The 15,850-nt window shown below is 55.8% G+C and carries 17 protein-coding genes and 1 pseudogene; 11 read left to right on the top strand and 7 right to left on the bottom strand.

Annotated features, from left to right (window positions below):
• The first annotated feature begins 126 nt into the window (after positions 1-126).
• Positions 127-2,121: a sensor domain-containing protein gene (locus tag BUB22_RS05780; RefSeq protein ID WP_073114315.1), complete on the top strand. Its 1,995-nt coding sequence runs from the start codon at positions 127-129 to the stop codon at positions 2,119-2,121.
• Here the strand turns inward: BUB22_RS05780 and BUB22_RS05775 are convergent.
• Together BUB22_RS05775 and greA are read right to left on the bottom strand one after the other, a co-directional pair.
• Entirely contained in the window at positions 2,118-2,912 is a 795-nt protein-coding gene (locus tag BUB22_RS05775) for a TatD family hydrolase (RefSeq protein ID WP_073114314.1), read from the bottom strand. The two genes, BUB22_RS05780 and BUB22_RS05775, sit on opposite strands and share 4 nt — an antisense overlap.
• A gap of 75 nt (positions 2,913-2,987) precedes the next feature.
• Positions 2,988-3,455: a transcription elongation factor GreA gene (gene greA / locus BUB22_RS05770; RefSeq protein WP_072810917.1), complete on the bottom strand. Its 468-nt coding sequence runs from the start codon at positions 3,453-3,455 to the stop codon at positions 2,988-2,990.
• Positions 3,456-3,537: 82 nt separating this feature from the next.
• Here greA and BUB22_RS17290 point away from each other — a divergent pair.
• Positions 3,538-4,035: pseudogene (locus BUB22_RS17290) on the top strand (DUF2062 domain-containing protein); the annotation flags it as partial.
• 99 nt (positions 4,036-4,134) lie between these two features.
• Positions 4,135-5,379 (top strand): DUF1015 domain-containing protein, encoded by a 1,245-nt coding sequence (locus tag BUB22_RS05765; RefSeq protein ID WP_366868209.1) that lies wholly within the window; start codon positions 4,135-4,137, stop codon positions 5,377-5,379.
• 114 nt (positions 5,380-5,493) lie between these two features.
• On the opposite strand, the gene lexA is transcribed toward BUB22_RS05765, so the two are convergent.
• Both lexA and BUB22_RS05755 read right to left on the bottom strand, forming a co-directional pair.
• The gene (lexA, locus tag BUB22_RS05760) at positions 5,494-6,141 is read right to left on the bottom strand and encodes a transcriptional repressor LexA (protein ID WP_072810912.1); all 648 of its coding nucleotides are present in this window, start codon (positions 6,139-6,141) and stop codon (positions 5,494-5,496) included.
• 286 nt (positions 6,142-6,427) lie between these two features.
• Positions 6,428-7,426, bottom strand: coding sequence for a GNAT family N-acetyltransferase (locus tag BUB22_RS05755; protein ID WP_073114313.1), 999 nt, complete (start codon positions 7,424-7,426; stop codon positions 6,428-6,430).
• A 61-nt stretch (positions 7,427-7,487) separates the two neighbouring features.
• Between BUB22_RS05755 and BUB22_RS05750 the strand changes: the two genes are divergently transcribed.
• The 6 genes from BUB22_RS05750 to BUB22_RS05725 are packed head-to-tail and all read left to right on the top strand — an operon-like array spanning position 7,488 to position 12,305.
• The gene (locus BUB22_RS05750; RefSeq protein WP_072810907.1) at positions 7,488-7,901 is read left to right on the top strand and encodes a sugar 3,4-ketoisomerase; all 414 of its coding nucleotides are present in this window, start codon (positions 7,488-7,490) and stop codon (positions 7,899-7,901) included.
• Positions 7,898-8,332 carry a sugar 3,4-ketoisomerase gene (locus tag BUB22_RS05745; RefSeq protein WP_073114312.1) on the top strand — a complete coding sequence of 145 codons (435 nt, stop codon included), beginning with the start codon at positions 7,898-7,900 and terminating at the stop codon, positions 8,330-8,332. The genes BUB22_RS05750 and BUB22_RS05745 overlap by 4 nt, the downstream gene beginning before the upstream one ends.
• Positions 8,332-9,525: a DegT/DnrJ/EryC1/StrS family aminotransferase gene (locus BUB22_RS05740; RefSeq protein WP_073114311.1), complete on the top strand. Its 1,194-nt coding sequence runs from the start codon at positions 8,332-8,334 to the stop codon at positions 9,523-9,525. The genes BUB22_RS05745 and BUB22_RS05740 overlap by 1 nt, the downstream gene beginning before the upstream one ends.
• The gene (locus BUB22_RS05735; RefSeq protein WP_073114310.1) at positions 9,509-10,084 is read left to right on the top strand and encodes an acyltransferase; all 576 of its coding nucleotides are present in this window, start codon (positions 9,509-9,511) and stop codon (positions 10,082-10,084) included. The genes BUB22_RS05740 and BUB22_RS05735 overlap by 17 nt, the downstream gene beginning before the upstream one ends.
• A gap of 2 nt (positions 10,085-10,086) precedes the next feature.
• Positions 10,087-11,355, top strand: a complete 1,269-nt coding sequence (locus BUB22_RS05730) for an O-antigen translocase (protein WP_254794653.1) — start codon at positions 10,087-10,089, stop codon at positions 11,353-11,355.
• Positions 11,340-12,305: a glycosyltransferase family 2 protein gene (locus BUB22_RS05725; RefSeq protein WP_254794652.1), complete on the top strand. Its 966-nt coding sequence runs from the start codon at positions 11,340-11,342 to the stop codon at positions 12,303-12,305. Before BUB22_RS05730 ends, BUB22_RS05725 begins: the two co-directional genes overlap by 16 nt.
• Here the strand turns inward: BUB22_RS05725 and BUB22_RS16655 are convergent.
• From BUB22_RS16655 to BUB22_RS05710, 3 genes are read right to left on the bottom strand one after another with little or no spacing between them, the layout of a single operon-like run.
• Positions 12,302-13,048, bottom strand: a complete 747-nt coding sequence (locus BUB22_RS16655; protein WP_175547247.1) for a glycosyltransferase family 32 protein — start codon at positions 13,046-13,048, stop codon at positions 12,302-12,304. The two genes, BUB22_RS05725 and BUB22_RS16655, sit on opposite strands and share 4 nt — an antisense overlap.
• The gene (locus BUB22_RS05715) at positions 13,045-14,070 is read right to left on the bottom strand and encodes a glycosyltransferase family 2 protein (RefSeq protein ID WP_073114307.1); all 1,026 of its coding nucleotides are present in this window, start codon (positions 14,068-14,070) and stop codon (positions 13,045-13,047) included. Before BUB22_RS05715 ends, BUB22_RS16655 begins: the two co-directional genes overlap by 4 nt.
• Positions 14,071-14,076: 6 nt before the next feature.
• Complete coding sequence (locus BUB22_RS05710) at positions 14,077-14,577, bottom strand: hypothetical protein (protein ID WP_073114306.1); 501 nt, start codon at positions 14,575-14,577, stop codon at positions 14,077-14,079.
• Between the two features lie 138 nt (positions 14,578-14,715).
• Here BUB22_RS05710 and BUB22_RS05705 point away from each other — a divergent pair, with 138 nt between their 5' ends.
• Positions 14,716-15,270, top strand: a complete 555-nt coding sequence (locus BUB22_RS05705; RefSeq protein WP_072810893.1) for a hypothetical protein — start codon at positions 14,716-14,718, stop codon at positions 15,268-15,270.
• 12 nt (positions 15,271-15,282) lie between these two features.
• The gene (locus tag BUB22_RS05700; RefSeq protein WP_073114305.1) at positions 15,283-15,774 is read left to right on the top strand and encodes a hypothetical protein; all 492 of its coding nucleotides are present in this window, start codon (positions 15,283-15,285) and stop codon (positions 15,772-15,774) included.
• The last annotated feature ends 76 nt before the right edge of the window (positions 15,775-15,850 follow it).

Genomic DNA, 15,850 nt, shown 5'->3' with positions numbered 1-15,850 from the left:
GGCTTATTCCAAAGTGGAATACTCGCTTTTGGAGCGGTTTTTTACTTACAAAATTGCTTTAATTCAATTGGGAATAATCTAAATTGCGGTTTTTGAGTTATTTTATGCACATTGGGTGTCATATAGATGAAACTTTTTGACGAACACAAAATCCTCCGTTTTGCGCTCCTGTTCGCGTGCTTTATGTTCGCGGCGTTTGTTCCCGATATTCTGCATTTTTCGGGGCATGTGATGGCGTTTGTCCCCTATTTTGTTGCAATTATCTTTATTGCGTATCTGTCCCTGTTCTACTCGTTCCCGACGGTAGGTAACCGCAAGAAGATGCGTACCGACGTGGAAATCCCGACGAAGGTGGATACCGAGCCCGTTCGCGATTTCCAGAAGGACCTGCACGAGCAGAGCGAACTCCACCAGATGATGATCGACGTGTCGCACGAGGGCTTCTGGACATTTAACGTTTCGACGGGGAAGGTGTACTGGTCCAACCGCGTGGCGGAACTGATTGGCGCGAAGGAACTTCTCGAGGACTCGTTCTCGGCGCTCGAGTCTTACGTGATGGAGAGTGACTGGGTCGCGTTCAGGGAAAAGTTCATGAAGGCGCTCGAGACGGGCGAGGACTTTTCCGAGGTGCTCCGGCTTTCTTCGCCGATGAAGGGCAAGCCCGAAGAGATTATGATTGCGGGGCGCCTGCAGATGGATTCCGAGAACAGGCCCATCCGCGTTATTGGCTCCATAACCGCAAGTGACACCTCTGCTATTGCCCGCGAAAAGTACTACTACGCCTACCAGGATGCGCTTACGGGTGTTTATAATCGCAAGTTCTTCCTTGAAAAGCTCAAGGTCGACGTGGACATGGCCGCCCAGAAAACGGGATACACCTTTGGCGTGGCGCTCCTCGACATCGACAGTTTCGGGGCGATAAACGCATCCTATTCCATCAACTTTGGCGATAACGTGTTGCGCGTGGTTGCCGAGCGCATCAAGGCGACCTGCGGCAAGAACGACGTTCTGGCGCGTATCGGGCCCGATGTTTTCGCGGTCATTTTGCACGATATCCAGGGTAGCGAAGTGCGCGAGGACCTGCTTGCGAAGGTGAAGCAGATTCACACGAAAATCAAGGCGCCTATCCAGCTGGACGGTAGCGAATTGTTTGTGAGTGCGTCGATGGCGGTTGTCTTGAATAGTGATGTGGACTGTGTCGAGGATATACTCGCGAGTGCGAATGCAGTGCTTCGCAACCTGAAGAAGAGCGGGCAGCATGGCGGAATCCAGTTCGTGACGGGCGGCATCCGCGAGAAGGCGATGAAGCTATACAAGCTCGAGTACGAGATTCGCCGAGCCATCCAGGCGCAGGAATTCGTGCTGATGTACCAGCCCATTATAGATATCGCTAGCGGGGACCGGATTGTCGGTTTCGAGGCGCTTGTCCGCTGGAACAATTCCGAGCACGGGATTGTTTCTCCGGCAGAATTCATCCCGCTGGCCGAAGAGACCGGGCTCATTGTGCCGATGGGCGCGCTTATCCTGAAGATGGCGTGCATCCAGACCAAGAAGTGGGTGGACCTGGGGTTCAAGGACATCCGCGTTGCGGTGAACTTCTCCGCGAAGCAGTTTGCGATGGAATCGATGGTCGACGACGTGAAGCGCGTGCTCGCCGAGACGAACCTGAACCCGCGTAACCTGAAACTCGAGATTACCGAGTACACGGCGACCTGCGAGGTGGAGAAGGCGGCGGACATCATGCGCAAACTTTCGTGCATGGGCGTGCAGATTTCTATCGACGACTTCGGCACGGGCTACAGCAGCCTTTCTTACCTCAAGCACTTGCCGGTGCATACGCTCAAGATGGACAAGTCGTTCGTGGACCACGTCGCCGACGACGAGGAAGATGCGGCATTCGCGAAGATGGTTATCGGGATTGCGAAGTCCCTAAATCTGGAACTGATTGCCGAGGGCGTAGAAACTGAGGAACAGCTGGAATTCCTGCGGAGCGAGGGCTGCCGTAACATTCAGGGATTCTACTTTAGCGTTCCGCTTTCGCCCGAAGATGCGCTTAAGTACATGGAGGCGCACTACGCGGGCGGTGCAGTGCCTGCAGGTGCGGCTGCGCAGATAGCCTAGATTCCGTAACAGCAGCGAGTATTTTCGCGGACTTGCCTGTAGATTTCTTCTACGGGCTTTTCTTTTACTTCTGCAAGTTTGTTTGCAATGTAGGGAATGTAGCCTGAATGGCAGGGCTTGCCCCGGTAAGGGATGGGCGCCATGTAGGGGGAGTCCGTTTCGAGGAGCATGCGGCTATCGGGTACGATGGCCGCGGCGTCGCGCACGTTCTGTGCGTTCTTGAACGTGATGATGCCGGTAAACCCGATGTAGATGTTCGCGTCGAGGGCGAGTAGCGCTTCCGCGAATCCGGGTGTGCCGGTAAAGCAGTGCACGTGAATGTTCTTGTTGCGGATGTCGGCGCCGCGCAGTACGGCGAGCGCGTCGTCGTCCGCTTCGCGCAGGTGAAGCACGATGGGTTTTCCGCTTGTGAGCGCCAGTTGCAGGTGGCGCTCGAAGAGGGCTATCTGCCGCGGGCGTGATTCCGGGTCGTAATGGTAGTCGAGCCCGAACTCCCCGCAGGCGACACACTTGGGGTGCTTCAGGTATTCGAGCATGCGTGCTTCGTCATCGGGAGTTTCGGTGTCGACGTATTCCGGGTGGATTCCGTATGCGGCGTAGACGTTCGGGTGTTTTTCGGAGAGCTCGCGTGCACGTTCGAAGTCTGCCGGGTCGCATGCCACGTGGATAAACGCCTCGGGCAGCTCGATATTCGGGTCGCCGTCGTCGCGCAGGCGGGCGAGTAGCGCGTCGAAACTTTCTCCGGCGTGGCGCTCGTAGGAATCTATGTGGCAATGCGTGTCGACGAACATAATGACAAGTGTGGAGTGGTGAGTGAGTGGTGAGTGACTAATCATTTCACATTACACACTCCACATTTCACATTGTTAGTAGGTTACCTCAAGTATCTCGTACGTGATGGTTCCGCGGGGGGCCTGAACCTGCACGGTTTCGCCCTTTTTTTTGCCGACGAGGGCTTCACCGATGGGTGACTTGAGGCTGATTCTGCCCTGCAGCGGGTCGATTTCCTTTTCGCCGACGATGCTGTACGCCTTTTCGCGCTTGGTCTTCTTGTCGAGCAGCTTCACTGTCGCGCCGAACCGGATGGAGCCGTCCTCGGGTGCAGAAATTTCCACGATTTTTGCTCCGTCGAGGATGCGGTCAAGTTCGCGCAGCCTGCGGTCGATTTCGCGTACGCGCATGCGCCCATAGGTATAGGCCGCATTTTCGCTCCGGTCGCCTTCTGCGGCGGCCGCCTGTACCTGATTTATCATGGCGGGGCGCTCCACGTACTTGAGCTGTTCCCATTCTGCCTTGTACTTTTCGAATCCTTCCTTTGAAATAACGTGCTTCATACCATAAAAAATAGAATTTCCGTGATTTTCTTTCGTCTTTCGCCTCGCATCTTTCGTCTAATTTCTATCTTTGTGCGCGCTTATGAAACTTCGTCACCATCAACCTGCGCGCAAGCAGGAATCCAAGTACAAGCGGTTGAGCCGTATTTACTACAATCGCATGTTTCCTCGTCGCCAGGATTCCTTGAAGGTCGCGTGGTCTGTATTTATTGGCGTGTTTATTGGCGTGTGGCCTACCATCGGTTTTGCCATCATCCTTACCGTGGCTATCTGTGCGCTGTTCCGCCTGCCGAAGGTTCCGGGTGTCGTGGCCGACTTCGTGGCAAACCCCGTGACCCAGTTCGGCATATTCTATCCCTCGGGCTATTACATCGGTTGCAAGATTGTCGACCCCGACCCGATCAAGTTCGATTTTCTGGGCGAGTTCGAGCGCATGTCCATCCGCAACTGCCTGGATATTGTCAAGAACCTCTGGGAAAACGCCGCGGGGCACCTGCTTGCGTTCATGATAGGCATTACCATCGTTGCCGCTATCACCGGATTCATTTTCTTCTTCATTGCGTATTTCGTTGTCAGTTACCGCAAGAAGAAGTGGATTGAAGGCAAGACCGGCTATATCCACAACCTCATTTCCGAGGACGAAGTTTTAATCAAGGAATCTCACAAAGGAAAGAAGCCCATGATGCACATCTATCCGTTCAAGGCCCTTCGCCCGGTGAACCCCGCCGAGGCCAAGGACATTTCCGCTCTCCCTTACGACGTGATGAACCGCGCCGAAGCCAAGGCCATGGCCGAAGGGCTCCCGCATTCCTACCTGCGCGTGACCCGTGCCGAAATCGAACTTGACGACAGCGTCGACCCGTACGACCCGAAGGTCTATGCGCATGCCCGTGCGAACCTCGACAAGATGATTGCCGATGGCGTCATTGCGCACGACAAGAAGGACTGCCTGTACGTTTACCGCCAGACGATGAACGGCCGCGAACAGTACGGCCTGGTGTGCACCGTGCCCGCCGCCGACTACTTCAACGGCATTATCAAGAAACACGAACTTACCCGCGCCGACAAGGAAGAAGACCGCCTGCGCCACGTGCTCGACACCAACGCCAATACCGGTCCGGTGTTCCTCACTTATCGCGACAACGGCCAGTTCGACCTTTTCGGTGCCGTTACCAAGCGCAAGCCCGTCTATGACTTCGTGAGCGACGGCGACGGCTTTGGCCACACGGTCTGGATTATCGATGACGATGCCGAGATTGCCGCCATCCGCAAGAGCTTTGAACAGATTCCGGTGAGCTACATTGCCGACGGTCACCACCGCAGTGCCGCCGGAGCCCGCGCTGCAAGCTACCGCGCGGAACAGAACCCGAAGAACACGGGCGAGGAAGAATACAACCGCTACCTGGCCATCCTGTTCCCGAGCACGCAGCTCAAGATTCTGGACTACAACCGCGTGCTGAAGGACCTGAACGGCCGCACGCCGGAGCAGCTCATGGAAGAGCTGAAGCAGGTGTTCGATATCGAGCCGCTCGCTGAGATGCAGCACCCGGCAAAGCAGAACCAGGTGAATATGTACCTGCAGGGCAAATGGTACGCCTGCACGTTCAAGGACAAGTTCCTCAAGAACCTGGGCCCGGTCGACAGCCTCGACGTGGCCTTGCTCCAGAAGCTCGTGCTGAAGCCGATTTTCGACATCGACGACCCGCGTACCTCCAAGCGCATCGACTTCGTCGGTGGCATCCGCGGTCTCGGCGAACTGGTGAAGCGCGTCGACAGCGGTGAATGCGCCTGCGCGTTCGCGATGTACCCGACTACGCTCGACCAGCTCATGAACATCGCCGATGCAGGCGAAATCATGCCGCCGAAGAGCACCTGGTTCGAACCCAAGCTGCGTGACGGCTTGCTGGTCCATACCCTCGACTAGCCCGCTTCGTCACCCTCGCAAAGCCTATTTCGTCACCCTCGCAAAGGCGAGGGTCTTAAAAAGCGAAAAACCCTGCCGCACCGGCAGGGTTTTCTGTATAAATGAATTTCGCGCTTAGTTCACCTTGCGCATCACGCCGATGACGCGGCCCGCGATGGAGAAGTCGCTGCCCTTGTTCACGATGATGGGGCGGTACTTCGGGTTGGCAGGCTTGAGCTCGATGTGGTCGTGCTGCGGCTGGTAGTATTTGACGGTGGCCTCGTTGTTGACCTGCGCCACGATGATTTCGCCGCGTTCGGCAGAGCGCTGCTGGCGGGCGAAGATGAGGTCGCCGTCGAAGATGCCGGCATTGATCATGGAATCGCCCTTGACGCGCAGGGCAAATACGTCGGAACGGCAGGCGAGGAAGTCGCGGTCGATGGTGACCGTTCCTTCGAGGTTTTGTACGGCGAGGATGGGCGTACCCGCGGCCACACGGCCGATAATGGGAATCTCGATGGTGTTGCTCGGTGCGGAATCGGCGGCGGAACCGTCGGTGTCCACAATCTCGATGCCGCGGCTGAGGCGCGGGGAGCGGTTGATGTAGCCCTTCTTGATGAGGGCGGCGAGGATAGAGCGCACGCCGTTTGTCGAGGAAATCTCAAAATGGTTGCCGATTTCGCGGACGGTGGGCGGCATGTGGTTTTCGCGGGAATACTTCTTGATGTATTCGTAGATTTCTTCCTGACGGGTGGTCAGTTCCTTGCGTTTGCTGTTATCCATGATAAACCTCGCATTATGAATTTATATTCCTAAATATAATGCACAATTGGGCAATTGTCAATAGGTTCACTGCACAAAAATGCAACTTTTTACAAATATTTGCCTTTTGGGCTTGTTTTTCGGGTTCTTCGCGCTGTCTGCGCGAGAGTCCGCTGTGTTCAAGACAACTAGCGCTTAGTTATGAAAAACGCCGAGCATCACTCGGCGTTTGATGCTTTTGGATCCTATCGGTCGCGTTGCTCCCTCCAGGATGACAACTAAGGTCGCGGGGATGACGATTTGGGGGTTATCCCAGCAGTTCTTCCTTGCTGTAAATCAGGTTCAGCGAGGGCTTTGCACCGAGGGATTCCTTGAACTTGAACAGGGGCAGGTTCAAAGCGCCCCCGGCCATGCCGTTGGATGTTCCCCACGAAAACTTGCTGATGCCGTCTTGGGCTGCCTCGCGCATTACGTTTATGTACATGGCGGTCGTGGGCTGGAACTCGCGGATTTCCTCGTTCGGGGCGATGTACTGCGCGTGGCGTACGTTAGTTTGTTTAAAGTCAAATAGCATCATGCCAGCAACGAACTTTTCTCCATTTGCATGGTCCTTGTCGCGCATCCACAGGGCTCGGAACTTTACTTCGTCTGCAATGCGGTTGTGGCGCAGGTCAAGCAGTTCCTCAAGCGTGTGCACGGGCTTCGTGCCGAACTTTGATTCCAGGTTGTTCAGGTGCCTGTAGAATTCGGGCAGTTCCGCGTCGGTCATTTCGCGGTATTCGAGATTGAAGTTTTGCGACTTGCGGAATACCGAGCGGCATGTCTTTTCACAGTTCTCGAGCGGGTCCTTGCCTGCCTCCAGCGTGCACACGGCGCTCAGTTCGGAATTGCGCGTGTACCCGCGGTGCTCCAGCACGTATTCTAGGAGTGCTGTCGGTTCCTGCGAGAACAGGCTCGATGTGGGCCGCATCTTCACGCTCCTGCAGAAGCCCTTCAGGTAATTTTCCGCACATTCCATGATGTGCATGACGCGCTCTGCGGTATAGAAGTTCCTGGAAATTACGGGCCCGCCGAAGGTGGAACCCTGGTGCGAAATCCACTGCCCTGCATCGGTAAGAATCCCGGGAAATGCGGCGACAATCGTGCCGCTCGATTCCAGCATGAAGGAGGCGTCCTTGAATCGCCCCTGCGGGTGGTAGTTCAGGAATCGCCTTGTCTGCAAAAAGGTGCCGTTCACCGATTCGCTCATCACGAACCGGTCCCATCGCGCCTCGAGGTGCGAATCGTATGGCAAAACGCTGAACATGCCTTAAAGATACAAATCTACCGCCTCCAAAACACCAAAATTTGTATATTACTTTCGTAATATGCCGAATTTTGAAGAAAAAGCGCAGATAATCCAGTTGCCCAAGTTCCTCGACGAACGCGGGAACTTGAGCTTTTTGGAATCGGGGAAGCATGTCCCGTTCGAAATCCGGCGCACCTACTGGATTTACGATGTGCCAGGTGGCTGCCTGCGCGGGAGCCATGCTTTCAGGACGGAGAAGGAATTCATCGTCGCGCTTTCGGGCAGCTTCGATGTGGTGGTGCACGACGGTGTAGAAGAAAAGCGCTATTCCCTTTCGCGCTCGTACTACGGGCTCTACCTGCCCCCGATGCACTTCAGGACCCTCGATAACTTCTCGACCAATTCGCTTGCGCTGGTCGTCTCTTCGGCGGATTTTTCCGAGGAGGACTACATCCGCGACTTTGACGAGTTTATCCGCGAGGTACGCAAATGAACGAGCAGGATTTGAAGAATGCCCGCATCGACATGTGCTCGCTCATTGAACTCCCGAGGATAAGTGAGCGTTCGGGTAGCCTTACGCCTATCCAGAATTCGAAGGAGATTCCCTTCGATATCAAGCGTGTTTTTTACCTGTACGATATTCCCGGCGGCGTGACGCGCGGTGGGCATGCCCACAAGGAATGCCACCAGCTGCTGGTCGCGGCGAGCGGTGCTTTCGATATCAAGGTTTCTGACGGCGAGAGCGAGAAAGTTTATCGCCTGGACCGCCCGTATTTTGGGCTGCATATTCCGCCCGGAGTGTGGGCCGAGGAACTCGGGTTCTCTTCGGGTTCCATTTGCCTGGTGCTCACTTCGCACGAGTTTGACGAGAGCGACTACTGGCGCGATTACGGCGAATACCTCAAGTTCAAGAAGGAGCGGTAATGAAGATTCCTTTCCTTGACCTGAAACAGGTGAATGCTCCCTACATGGACGCTTTGAAGGACGCTGCCTCGGCGGTCGTGGAATCGGGCTGGTACATCCGCGGTTCCTATTGCGAACGCTTCGAGAAGGAATTTGCCGCCTACTCCGGTTTTGCGCATGGGGTAGGTGTCGGGAACGGGCTCGATGCCCTCACACTGATGCTTCGTGCATCCATTGAACTTGGCCGCCTGGCTCCGGGTAGCGAAATTCTTGTGCCCGCGAATACATACATCGCGACGGTGCTTGCGGTAAATGCGGCGGGGCTCGTGCCCGTGCTCGTGGAACCTGACGAAAGGACTTTTAATATCGACCCGCAACGGCTTGCGGATGCCTGCACGGAAAAGACGCGCGGGATTCTTGCGGTGCACCTGTATGGGCGCCTGGCTGACATGAAGGCTATTGGCGAGTTTGCCAAGACGCGCGACCTCCTTGTTTTCGAGGATGCTGCGCAGTCGCACGGTGCGCGGTTTAATGCCTGCGTGGAGATGCCCGCCGGTTCGAAAAGCGCTGAAGCGGGTATGAAAAGCGCTGCGGTCGCTTACAGTTTCTATCCGACGAAAAACCTCGGGGCGCTCGGCGATGCGGGCATGGTCCTGACTGACGATGCCGAACTTGCCCGCGTGGTGCGGATGCTCGGCAACTACGGTTCTGAACAGAAGTACGTGAACCGTTACCGCGGTGTGAATTCCCGCCTGGACGAAATTCAGGCGGCCTTCTTGCTTGCGAAACTCCCGCATCTCGATGCGTGGAATGAGCGCCGCAGAGCGATTGCTGCCCGCTACGTGCGCGAGGTGCATAACCCGCTGGTGCGATTGCCCGAAATCCCGGCAGACCCGCGGGAGCACGTGTGGCACGTGTTTACGGTGCGCACGCCTGACCGGCGGGTGCGCGATGCTCTGCAAAAGTATCTCGAGGCACGCGGTATCGGGACGCTCATCTTTTACCCGATTCCTCCGCATTTGCAGCAGGCCTATGCGGCAGGGCCGGAGGGCGGCGCAATAAACGGCGCAATGGACGTTCTTTTGCCCGCGAATCCCAAGTTCCCGATTGCAGAGGCGATGGCCGAGACCGTGTTGAGCATCCCCGTGTCGCAGGTGCTTACGGATGAGGAAGTCACCGAAATTATAGGAGCGCTGAATGAGTTTGTTTGCTAGAATCATCCGCAAGCTGGTGCGAACCTCGCGCGTGAGCTTCTATAAGTGCATCTCGACCGCGAAACCCGAAGGAAAGTTCCGTTCCGTTGCGCCTGTGCTCTGCGAAGGCAAGGGCCGTGTGTCTGTGGGCGAGGGCACGGTATTCGGCTTTATGGAAGATGCTGGTTTCTGGACATCGTACGAGTTTTTGAACCCGCGCAACGCAGATTCGAGAATTTCTATCGGCAAGAACTGCCAGATTTGCAACCGGTTCACCGCCGTATCTGAAGGCGAGGGAATCGAGATTGGCGACAACGTGCTTGTAGGTTCCTCGGTGACTGTCCTCGATAGCGATTTCCACGAGATTGACCCGTCGAGACGCATCGATGGAAACCCGAAAACGGGGAAGGTCGTTATTGGAGATAATGCCTGGATTGGTGACCGCGTGATGATTCTGAAGGGTACTGCCATCGGCAAGAATTCCGTTGTCGCGGCTGGTGCCGTGGTATCGGGCGAGTTCCCGGCGAATGTCGTCATTGGCGGTGTGCCCGCGCGCGTAATACGTGAGATAGGTGGCTGACGGTGGATCGCTCCTCTAAAATTTGGCGGCTGTTTTTCGGCTCGGGTTCGGTGACGCTCTTCAACACGCTCCGTGCCTTCGTTATCAACAAGTTGCTTGCCGTTTTCTTGCCGCCTACTGCATTCGCGTGCGTGGGCCAGTTCATGAACTGGATGAGCATCGGGCAGGCGACATCGAGCCTTGCCATGCAGAACGGTTGGGTAAGCCTTACCGCACAGAACAAGGATAATCTCAAAAACTTGCACGGCATTTGGCGTGGCGGTTTTCGACTCACGACTTTCGCTACCGTGATAACCTGCGCTCTGGCGGCAATATTTTGTTTCGCCGCCCCGCTCGAGAAGCTACTGCCGGGGGTACATCCGCGCCTGGCCCAAGCGGCCATACTCTTTGCGCTCCCGGGAATGCTTGCCGCCAACATCGTCACTATCTGCTCTGCGGTAATGAACGGCCTCGGACTAGTGAAACGCTGGGCTTTAATCCAGATTGCCGCCTCGCTTTTCCAGATGCTGTGGGTCGCGTTCTTCTTGTACACGGGTCGCCTTTCGGTGCTGAGCATCATCGCGACGCAGTCGATTGTTGCGGGAGTCTTTGCCGCCCGCGTGGCGTCGCATGCAGGCTTTAGCCTGGCAAAGTTCCGGCAGTCCGTTCTCGATACGCGCGGGCCGTGGATGTCTTATGCTGTGATGGGCCTCGTGCCGATGATAATTGCCCCGCTGGTACTCATGTTCGTGCGTTCGCTCGTTGGGGCGGAACTCGGCTGGAACGCTGCGGGCATTTGGCAGGGCGTCTACAAGATTTCGGACTTCTTTGCCTCCATTTTTTCGGCTATCCTCGGGGTGCTCATACTGCCGCGCATCAGCCGGGAAATGACGCGCGAAGCGTTCCGCAAGGAATTCTACCCGATATTTGCCCGCATGGTGGGCTTTACGCTGTTGTTCTGCATTGCGCTCTACTTCGGGCGCGGCCTCGTGGTGGCGATTCTCCTTTCGGGCACGTACGCCCCTGCGGCCGACTACATGCCGGTGCAGTTGCTGGGCGATTTCTTCCGCTCGGGCGCGTGGTGCCTCGGGATGGTTCTGATTGCCCGCCGCGAAACAAAACTGTTTCTTGTAATTGAAGTTGGCGCGAACCTGCTGTTTGCGGGCGGTACCTTTGTGGGTATTCGCCTGTTCGAAATGCACGGCCCGATGTTTGCCTACGCGTTCGAAAACTTCGTGACCTTTGTCGCGCTTGCCGTATCTGTCAGGAGGCTCAAGTGGAATACTCCATAACGAACATGTTTGCCGAAAAGATAGACGAGAACGTGTACGTGAAGGCCTTTGTGCAGGGCTCCGAAACAGAACAGCGCGAACTCCCGCCGCTCGTGTCGGTGCTGATGGCTAGTTACAATCACGAGAAGTTCGTGGAAGCGGCCGTGCGTTCGGTGATGGCGCAGAAGGGTGTCGCTTTTGAACTCATCGTGGTCGATGACGGCAGTACGGACAGTTCTCCCGAGATTCTGGAACGCCTGCGCGATGAACTGCATTTTACCTACGTGCACCGCCCCAACAAGGGCGTGGTGGCAACGATGAACGAACTTGTCTCGATGGCGCGGGGCAAGTATTTCTGCTCGTTTGCCTCCGACGACATGATGCCCGCAGGCAGGCTCGAGAAACAGAGCGCCTACCTGGAATCGCACCCCGAAGACCCGCTGTGCTTTGGCCAGATTGTGCTGATGGACAAAGACGGCAATCACGGAGAGGAATGCGACCCGCGGTACACGCGCTCCATTCCGCGGGTGACCTTCGACGAATTTTTTATGGGCAAGAAAGAGGTGCACGGCTGTTCCGAGATGATTCGGCTCGACTTTTTCCGCGAGCACGGGGCTTACGATGCGGAATTCCCGTTCGAGGACTTTCCGCAGTGGTTAAAATTCTTCAAGATTTGCGGTTTGCTGCCCGTCTTGCCCGTAAAGTGCTGCTATTATCGCCAGCACGGCAACAACATGTCGCTCGACAACACGCTCATGTACGGAACCTTCTTGAAGGTGCTGGCCCGCTATAGCGACCACCCGCGCTACAAGGAGGCGGTGAACATCTGGAAATCGCACTGGTTCTCGATGCTAGCCTATCGCGACAAGAAGGATGCCCTCCGCAAGCTCCCGCAGCTATGGTCGTTCTCGTTGCCGTTCCTGAAGCGGTTCCCCAAACTGTTTATCCCGCGCTTTTTGCTTAAGCGCTAGCGCCTAAAAATTTTTTTCAGGGTTCCTGCTAACCCGAGTGTCGTGAGGTTCGTCCACAGCGAAAGTGGGTACGCGAGTGCTTTTGCCAGCGGGCGGGGGAAGGTGGCGAATAGCCATTGCCTGCGGCGGATTCCCTTGCGCACGGATTCAGGTCGCCAGGCGCTATCGAAGTGGTGGATGCAGTAGGTTTCTTCTGTCGCGCTCACCTTCCCGTCGATGTAGCTCTTGGGCGAGAACGCGCTCTCGGGCAGAATCTCGATTCCGGTAAACGGCGCGAAAGCGTCTGCAAGGATTTTCGGGAGCACCATGTCATCTACGTCGCTCTCCGAGTACGTGAATTCGCGTGACCTGTAGTAATCCAGCGCCGCCTTTACGGGTGCAAAACCTGCCTCGCATCCCATGACGGCGGCTTCAATCCTGCGGGAACCGTTCTCGTACCCGAATGCGTTCGGGCGGTTCAACAGCGGTTCAATCGGGCGCAGGACTTCTACGTCGGTATCGAGGTAGAACCCGCCTTCCGTGTAGAGCGCGTGCAGTCGTACCGCATCGGCGGCAAATGCCCAGCGCTTTTGCTCGAGCGCTCCGGTAACCCACGGGATTCCCGTGGCGCGAGCCTTCTCTGCATCCCAGTGGACAAGCTCAAAGTCGGGAAGGTACTTGCGCCAGCTGTCTATACAACGTTGTATGTTCTCCGGGAAGGGCTCTCCCGAAAACCAGCAGAAGTGTATCTTCTTCGGGATCATCCGTGCCTCCGTAGCGCCTTCACGAGCGTTGCCCTGCCGGCAAAAGAAATTAGGGCGGCCGCCTTGTTCCGGCAGCGTGTCCGCGGGTTGAGCAATGCACCCAGTCGTAATTCCCGGATGTGCTTCCACGCGCGGTCGCGGTAGTCTGCGAATTCGGGCGTATCGCCCGTGCGCATCAAGATGCTGCAGCTTGCGCTGAAGAGGTTGCTCCGTGCCGCCCTTTCGAGCAGAGCGCCCTTGCCTGCGACCAGGCTGCATACCGCTTCTGCAATGTCCAAAAGTTCTGCCTTCTTGCGGCTGTATGCGGTTGCGAGAATGCTTGCGGAATGCCTGCGGTTCATGTAGAGCGGCTCGGGCACGAATGCGATGCGCCCCGCATCCAGGAATACCTGCGGGATGGTTGCCATATCCTCGAAATACTTGCCTGCGGGGAATCGGCGCGTTTTCCAGAGGCGTGTCGCATAGAGCTTGTTCCATGCAGAATAGTCTGGCCTGTCGTTCTGGTACAGCGCGTTCGCGAGCGCTTCGGCGGGGGAGAGCGTCGCGCACCGTTTAATACCGGCGGACATCTCGCTTCCGGCGGGCATCTTGCTTCCGGCGGGCATCCCGATACCGGAATCCGCGAACTTCCCGTTGCCTGCGACTAGATTGCCTTCTCCAAAGAAATGCTTGGCACAGCATACGATGTCTGCGCCTGTTGACCTTGCGGCATCGAGCAATGCCTGCAGAAAATTCGGGGCGAGCATGTCGTCGCTGTCCACGAAAGTAATCCAGTCGCCCTGGGCGACATCGATTCCTGCGTTCCTTGCTTCCGAAAGGCCCTTGTTCTCCTGGCTTACGATGCGGAAACGAGAATCATCCCTGGCGAATTCCTTGGCAATGCCTGCACTCCCGTCCGTAGAGCCGTCATCGACAATGATGGCCTCGAAATCCCGGCAGGTCTGCCCGTGAATGCTCGCAAGGCAGTCCGCGATATACGACTCCGTGTTATAGACCGGGATGACTACACTGATTGCGGGCATATGGCCTTAGACCTTACTGGCAATTTCCATCCAGCCGGCCTGCACGAACGCTCCGGCCCGGACCAAGTCCGCTTGTTCTTTCTCGTAGGTTTTCAAAAGTTCGTTGTAGCCCTTCGAATCGCGCACCAGTTTTGCCTCGTGGTGGATTTTCTTGTAGAGCATGTCCTGCTTCCACTGCGCGATGTCTGCAAGCCCTACGCAGCTCTTGTCCAGCGCCTCGAGGTAGGCGGGTACTGCATCCAGGAAAGATTTCTCGAAACTTTCGGCCTTTTCCTTTGCCACTATAACCAGGTTCTGCTGCGCGATGATGTTCTTGCGGATTTCGCTCATCAGGCGCACGATGCGTTCGTAGTCGACCTGCGGCCAAATGCGGTTGAACGGCCACATCTTTTTCCAGTGAAACTTGAAAATGGATTCGTGCGCGGCGTTCTTTGCCCGCAGGAATTCCTTCAGGTTTTCGAAAATAATCTGCGATGGCAGCTTTTTTTGTTCGTTTGTATCACTCATTCTGCAAAAAATATACAAAAAACCGCGTTCTTTGCCTTTTTTTGCCGTTTTAGGTGCAAATTTTTCTATAAATTTGCTTGCTTTTTTCAAATTAAGTATTATTTTCTTGTTAAAACCATTCCATTCGAAGGATTTTATATGAACATGAAAAAATTCAAGATTTTGGCCATTGTCGATGCTGTGCTCATCGTGGCTCTTGTCGTCTTGATGTTTACGCTCAAGGGTAAGTACAACGACCAGGCGCAGGCATCCGTCAAGGAACAGGTCGGTAACTACAAGGCTACTGTGAACGCTGCCCTGCAGGACCAGTGGAAGTCCATGGACCAGTACGGCATGGCGTGGAAGCTCGTTTATGCGACGCTCACCGGCCCCAAGACCGAAGCCGCTTTCGATGCCAACGTCCAGAAGATTTTTGACGACAAGGATGCCCGCTTCAAGCAGATTTCGTACATGTACACCGCCGCAAGCATTCCGGCCCAGGTGCAGAACGATATCGCCGCTGTCGGCCTTGCCGAACAGTTCCTCCTCAAGAACGAGGGTGGCGTGAAGGAAATTGCCTGCGGCAAGAACTGCGTGGCGACCTTCAAGTTCGTGAAGGGCAAGCTCAAGGATTCCGACTACAAGGCTCTTGTCGAATACAAGTTTGCCGAAAACTTCAGCATCGAAGCCCCCAAGGCGTTCAAGTTTGAATAAGGAGAAGTGAAAATGAATATCAAGAACATTTCGATTGTCCTCACCATTCTCCTTGTGGCTATCGCCGCGACTGTCCTTATGCAGAAGGGCAACTACGTAAGCCAGGCGACGGAACACTACACCAAGACTACCGAAGCCTCGTTCAACGGTGGCAAGAAGATTCTCGAGTACGTGAACAACTCGGCCGACGTGAACAAGCTCGTGTGGGCGATGGCCTGCGAGGCAAGCCAGACGGCCAAAACTTCGCCGGACTTGGCCAAGCTCGAAGCCAAGTACTTCCCGACGACGAAGGGCTCGAACAGCATCGCGAACAAGACCCGCCGTTTCGAGGCTACCAGCGCCTACTTCATTGTCTCTTCCTTCGACAAGGTGGATGTGGACAAGAAGACTGACCTCAAGACTCTTTCGGGCCTCAAGTCTATTGACGTGAGTGCGCTCCTCGGTGAAGCTGTCGCTGCCGAAGAAATGCCCGAAGGCGAAGAAGAGGAAGAAGTCGAGGAATAACCTTAACTCTTTGACTTTCAACGAGTTAGAAAAAAGCTTAAAACGACCCGCTCTCCGGGCCGTTTTTTTCTTGTTG

The sequence above is a fragment of the Fibrobacter sp. UWCM genome (assembly GCF_900129735.1).
Classification (GTDB): domain Bacteria; phylum Fibrobacterota; class Fibrobacteria; order Fibrobacterales; family Fibrobacteraceae; genus Fibrobacter.
Note: the sequence above shows the minus strand (reverse complement) of the source record. Positions and strands in the feature narration are given on the sequence as shown.

Excerpts from the sequence above, each read along its gene's own strand:
- BUB22_RS05780 (WP_073114315.1), top strand. The coding sequence starts at position 127 with ATGAAACTTTTTGACGAACACAAAATCCTCCGTTTTGCGCTCCTGTTC.
- BUB22_RS05775 (WP_073114314.1), bottom strand. The coding sequence starts at position 2,912 with ATGTTCGTCGACACGCATTGCCACATAGATTCCTACGAGCGCCACGCC.
- greA (WP_072810917.1), bottom strand. The coding sequence starts at position 3,455 with ATGAAGCACGTTATTTCAAAGGAAGGATTCGAAAAGTACAAGGCAGAA.
- BUB22_RS05765 (WP_366868209.1), top strand. The coding sequence starts at position 4,135 with ATGATGCACATCTATCCGTTCAAGGCCCTTCGCCCGGTGAACCCCGCC.
- lexA (WP_072810912.1), bottom strand. The coding sequence starts at position 6,141 with ATGGATAACAGCAAACGCAAGGAACTGACCACCCGTCAGGAAGAAATC.
- BUB22_RS05755 (WP_073114313.1), bottom strand. The coding sequence starts at position 7,426 with ATGTTCAGCGTTTTGCCATACGATTCGCACCTCGAGGCGCGATGGGAC.
- BUB22_RS05750 (WP_072810907.1), top strand. The coding sequence starts at position 7,488 with ATGCCGAATTTTGAAGAAAAAGCGCAGATAATCCAGTTGCCCAAGTTC.
- BUB22_RS05745 (WP_073114312.1), top strand. The coding sequence starts at position 7,898 with ATGAACGAGCAGGATTTGAAGAATGCCCGCATCGACATGTGCTCGCTC.
- BUB22_RS05740 (WP_073114311.1), top strand. The coding sequence starts at position 8,332 with ATGAAGATTCCTTTCCTTGACCTGAAACAGGTGAATGCTCCCTACATG.
- BUB22_RS05735 (WP_073114310.1), top strand. The coding sequence starts at position 9,509 with ATGAGTTTGTTTGCTAGAATCATCCGCAAGCTGGTGCGAACCTCGCGC.
- BUB22_RS16655 (WP_175547247.1), bottom strand. The coding sequence starts at position 13,048 with ATGATCCCGAAGAAGATACACTTCTGCTGGTTTTCGGGAGAGCCCTTC.
- BUB22_RS05715 (WP_073114307.1), bottom strand. The coding sequence starts at position 14,070 with ATGCCCGCAATCAGTGTAGTCATCCCGGTCTATAACACGGAGTCGTAT.
- BUB22_RS05710 (WP_073114306.1), bottom strand. The coding sequence starts at position 14,577 with ATGAGTGATACAAACGAACAAAAAAAGCTGCCATCGCAGATTATTTTC.
- BUB22_RS05705 (WP_072810893.1), top strand. The coding sequence starts at position 14,716 with ATGAACATGAAAAAATTCAAGATTTTGGCCATTGTCGATGCTGTGCTC.
- BUB22_RS05700 (WP_073114305.1), top strand. The coding sequence starts at position 15,283 with ATGAATATCAAGAACATTTCGATTGTCCTCACCATTCTCCTTGTGGCT.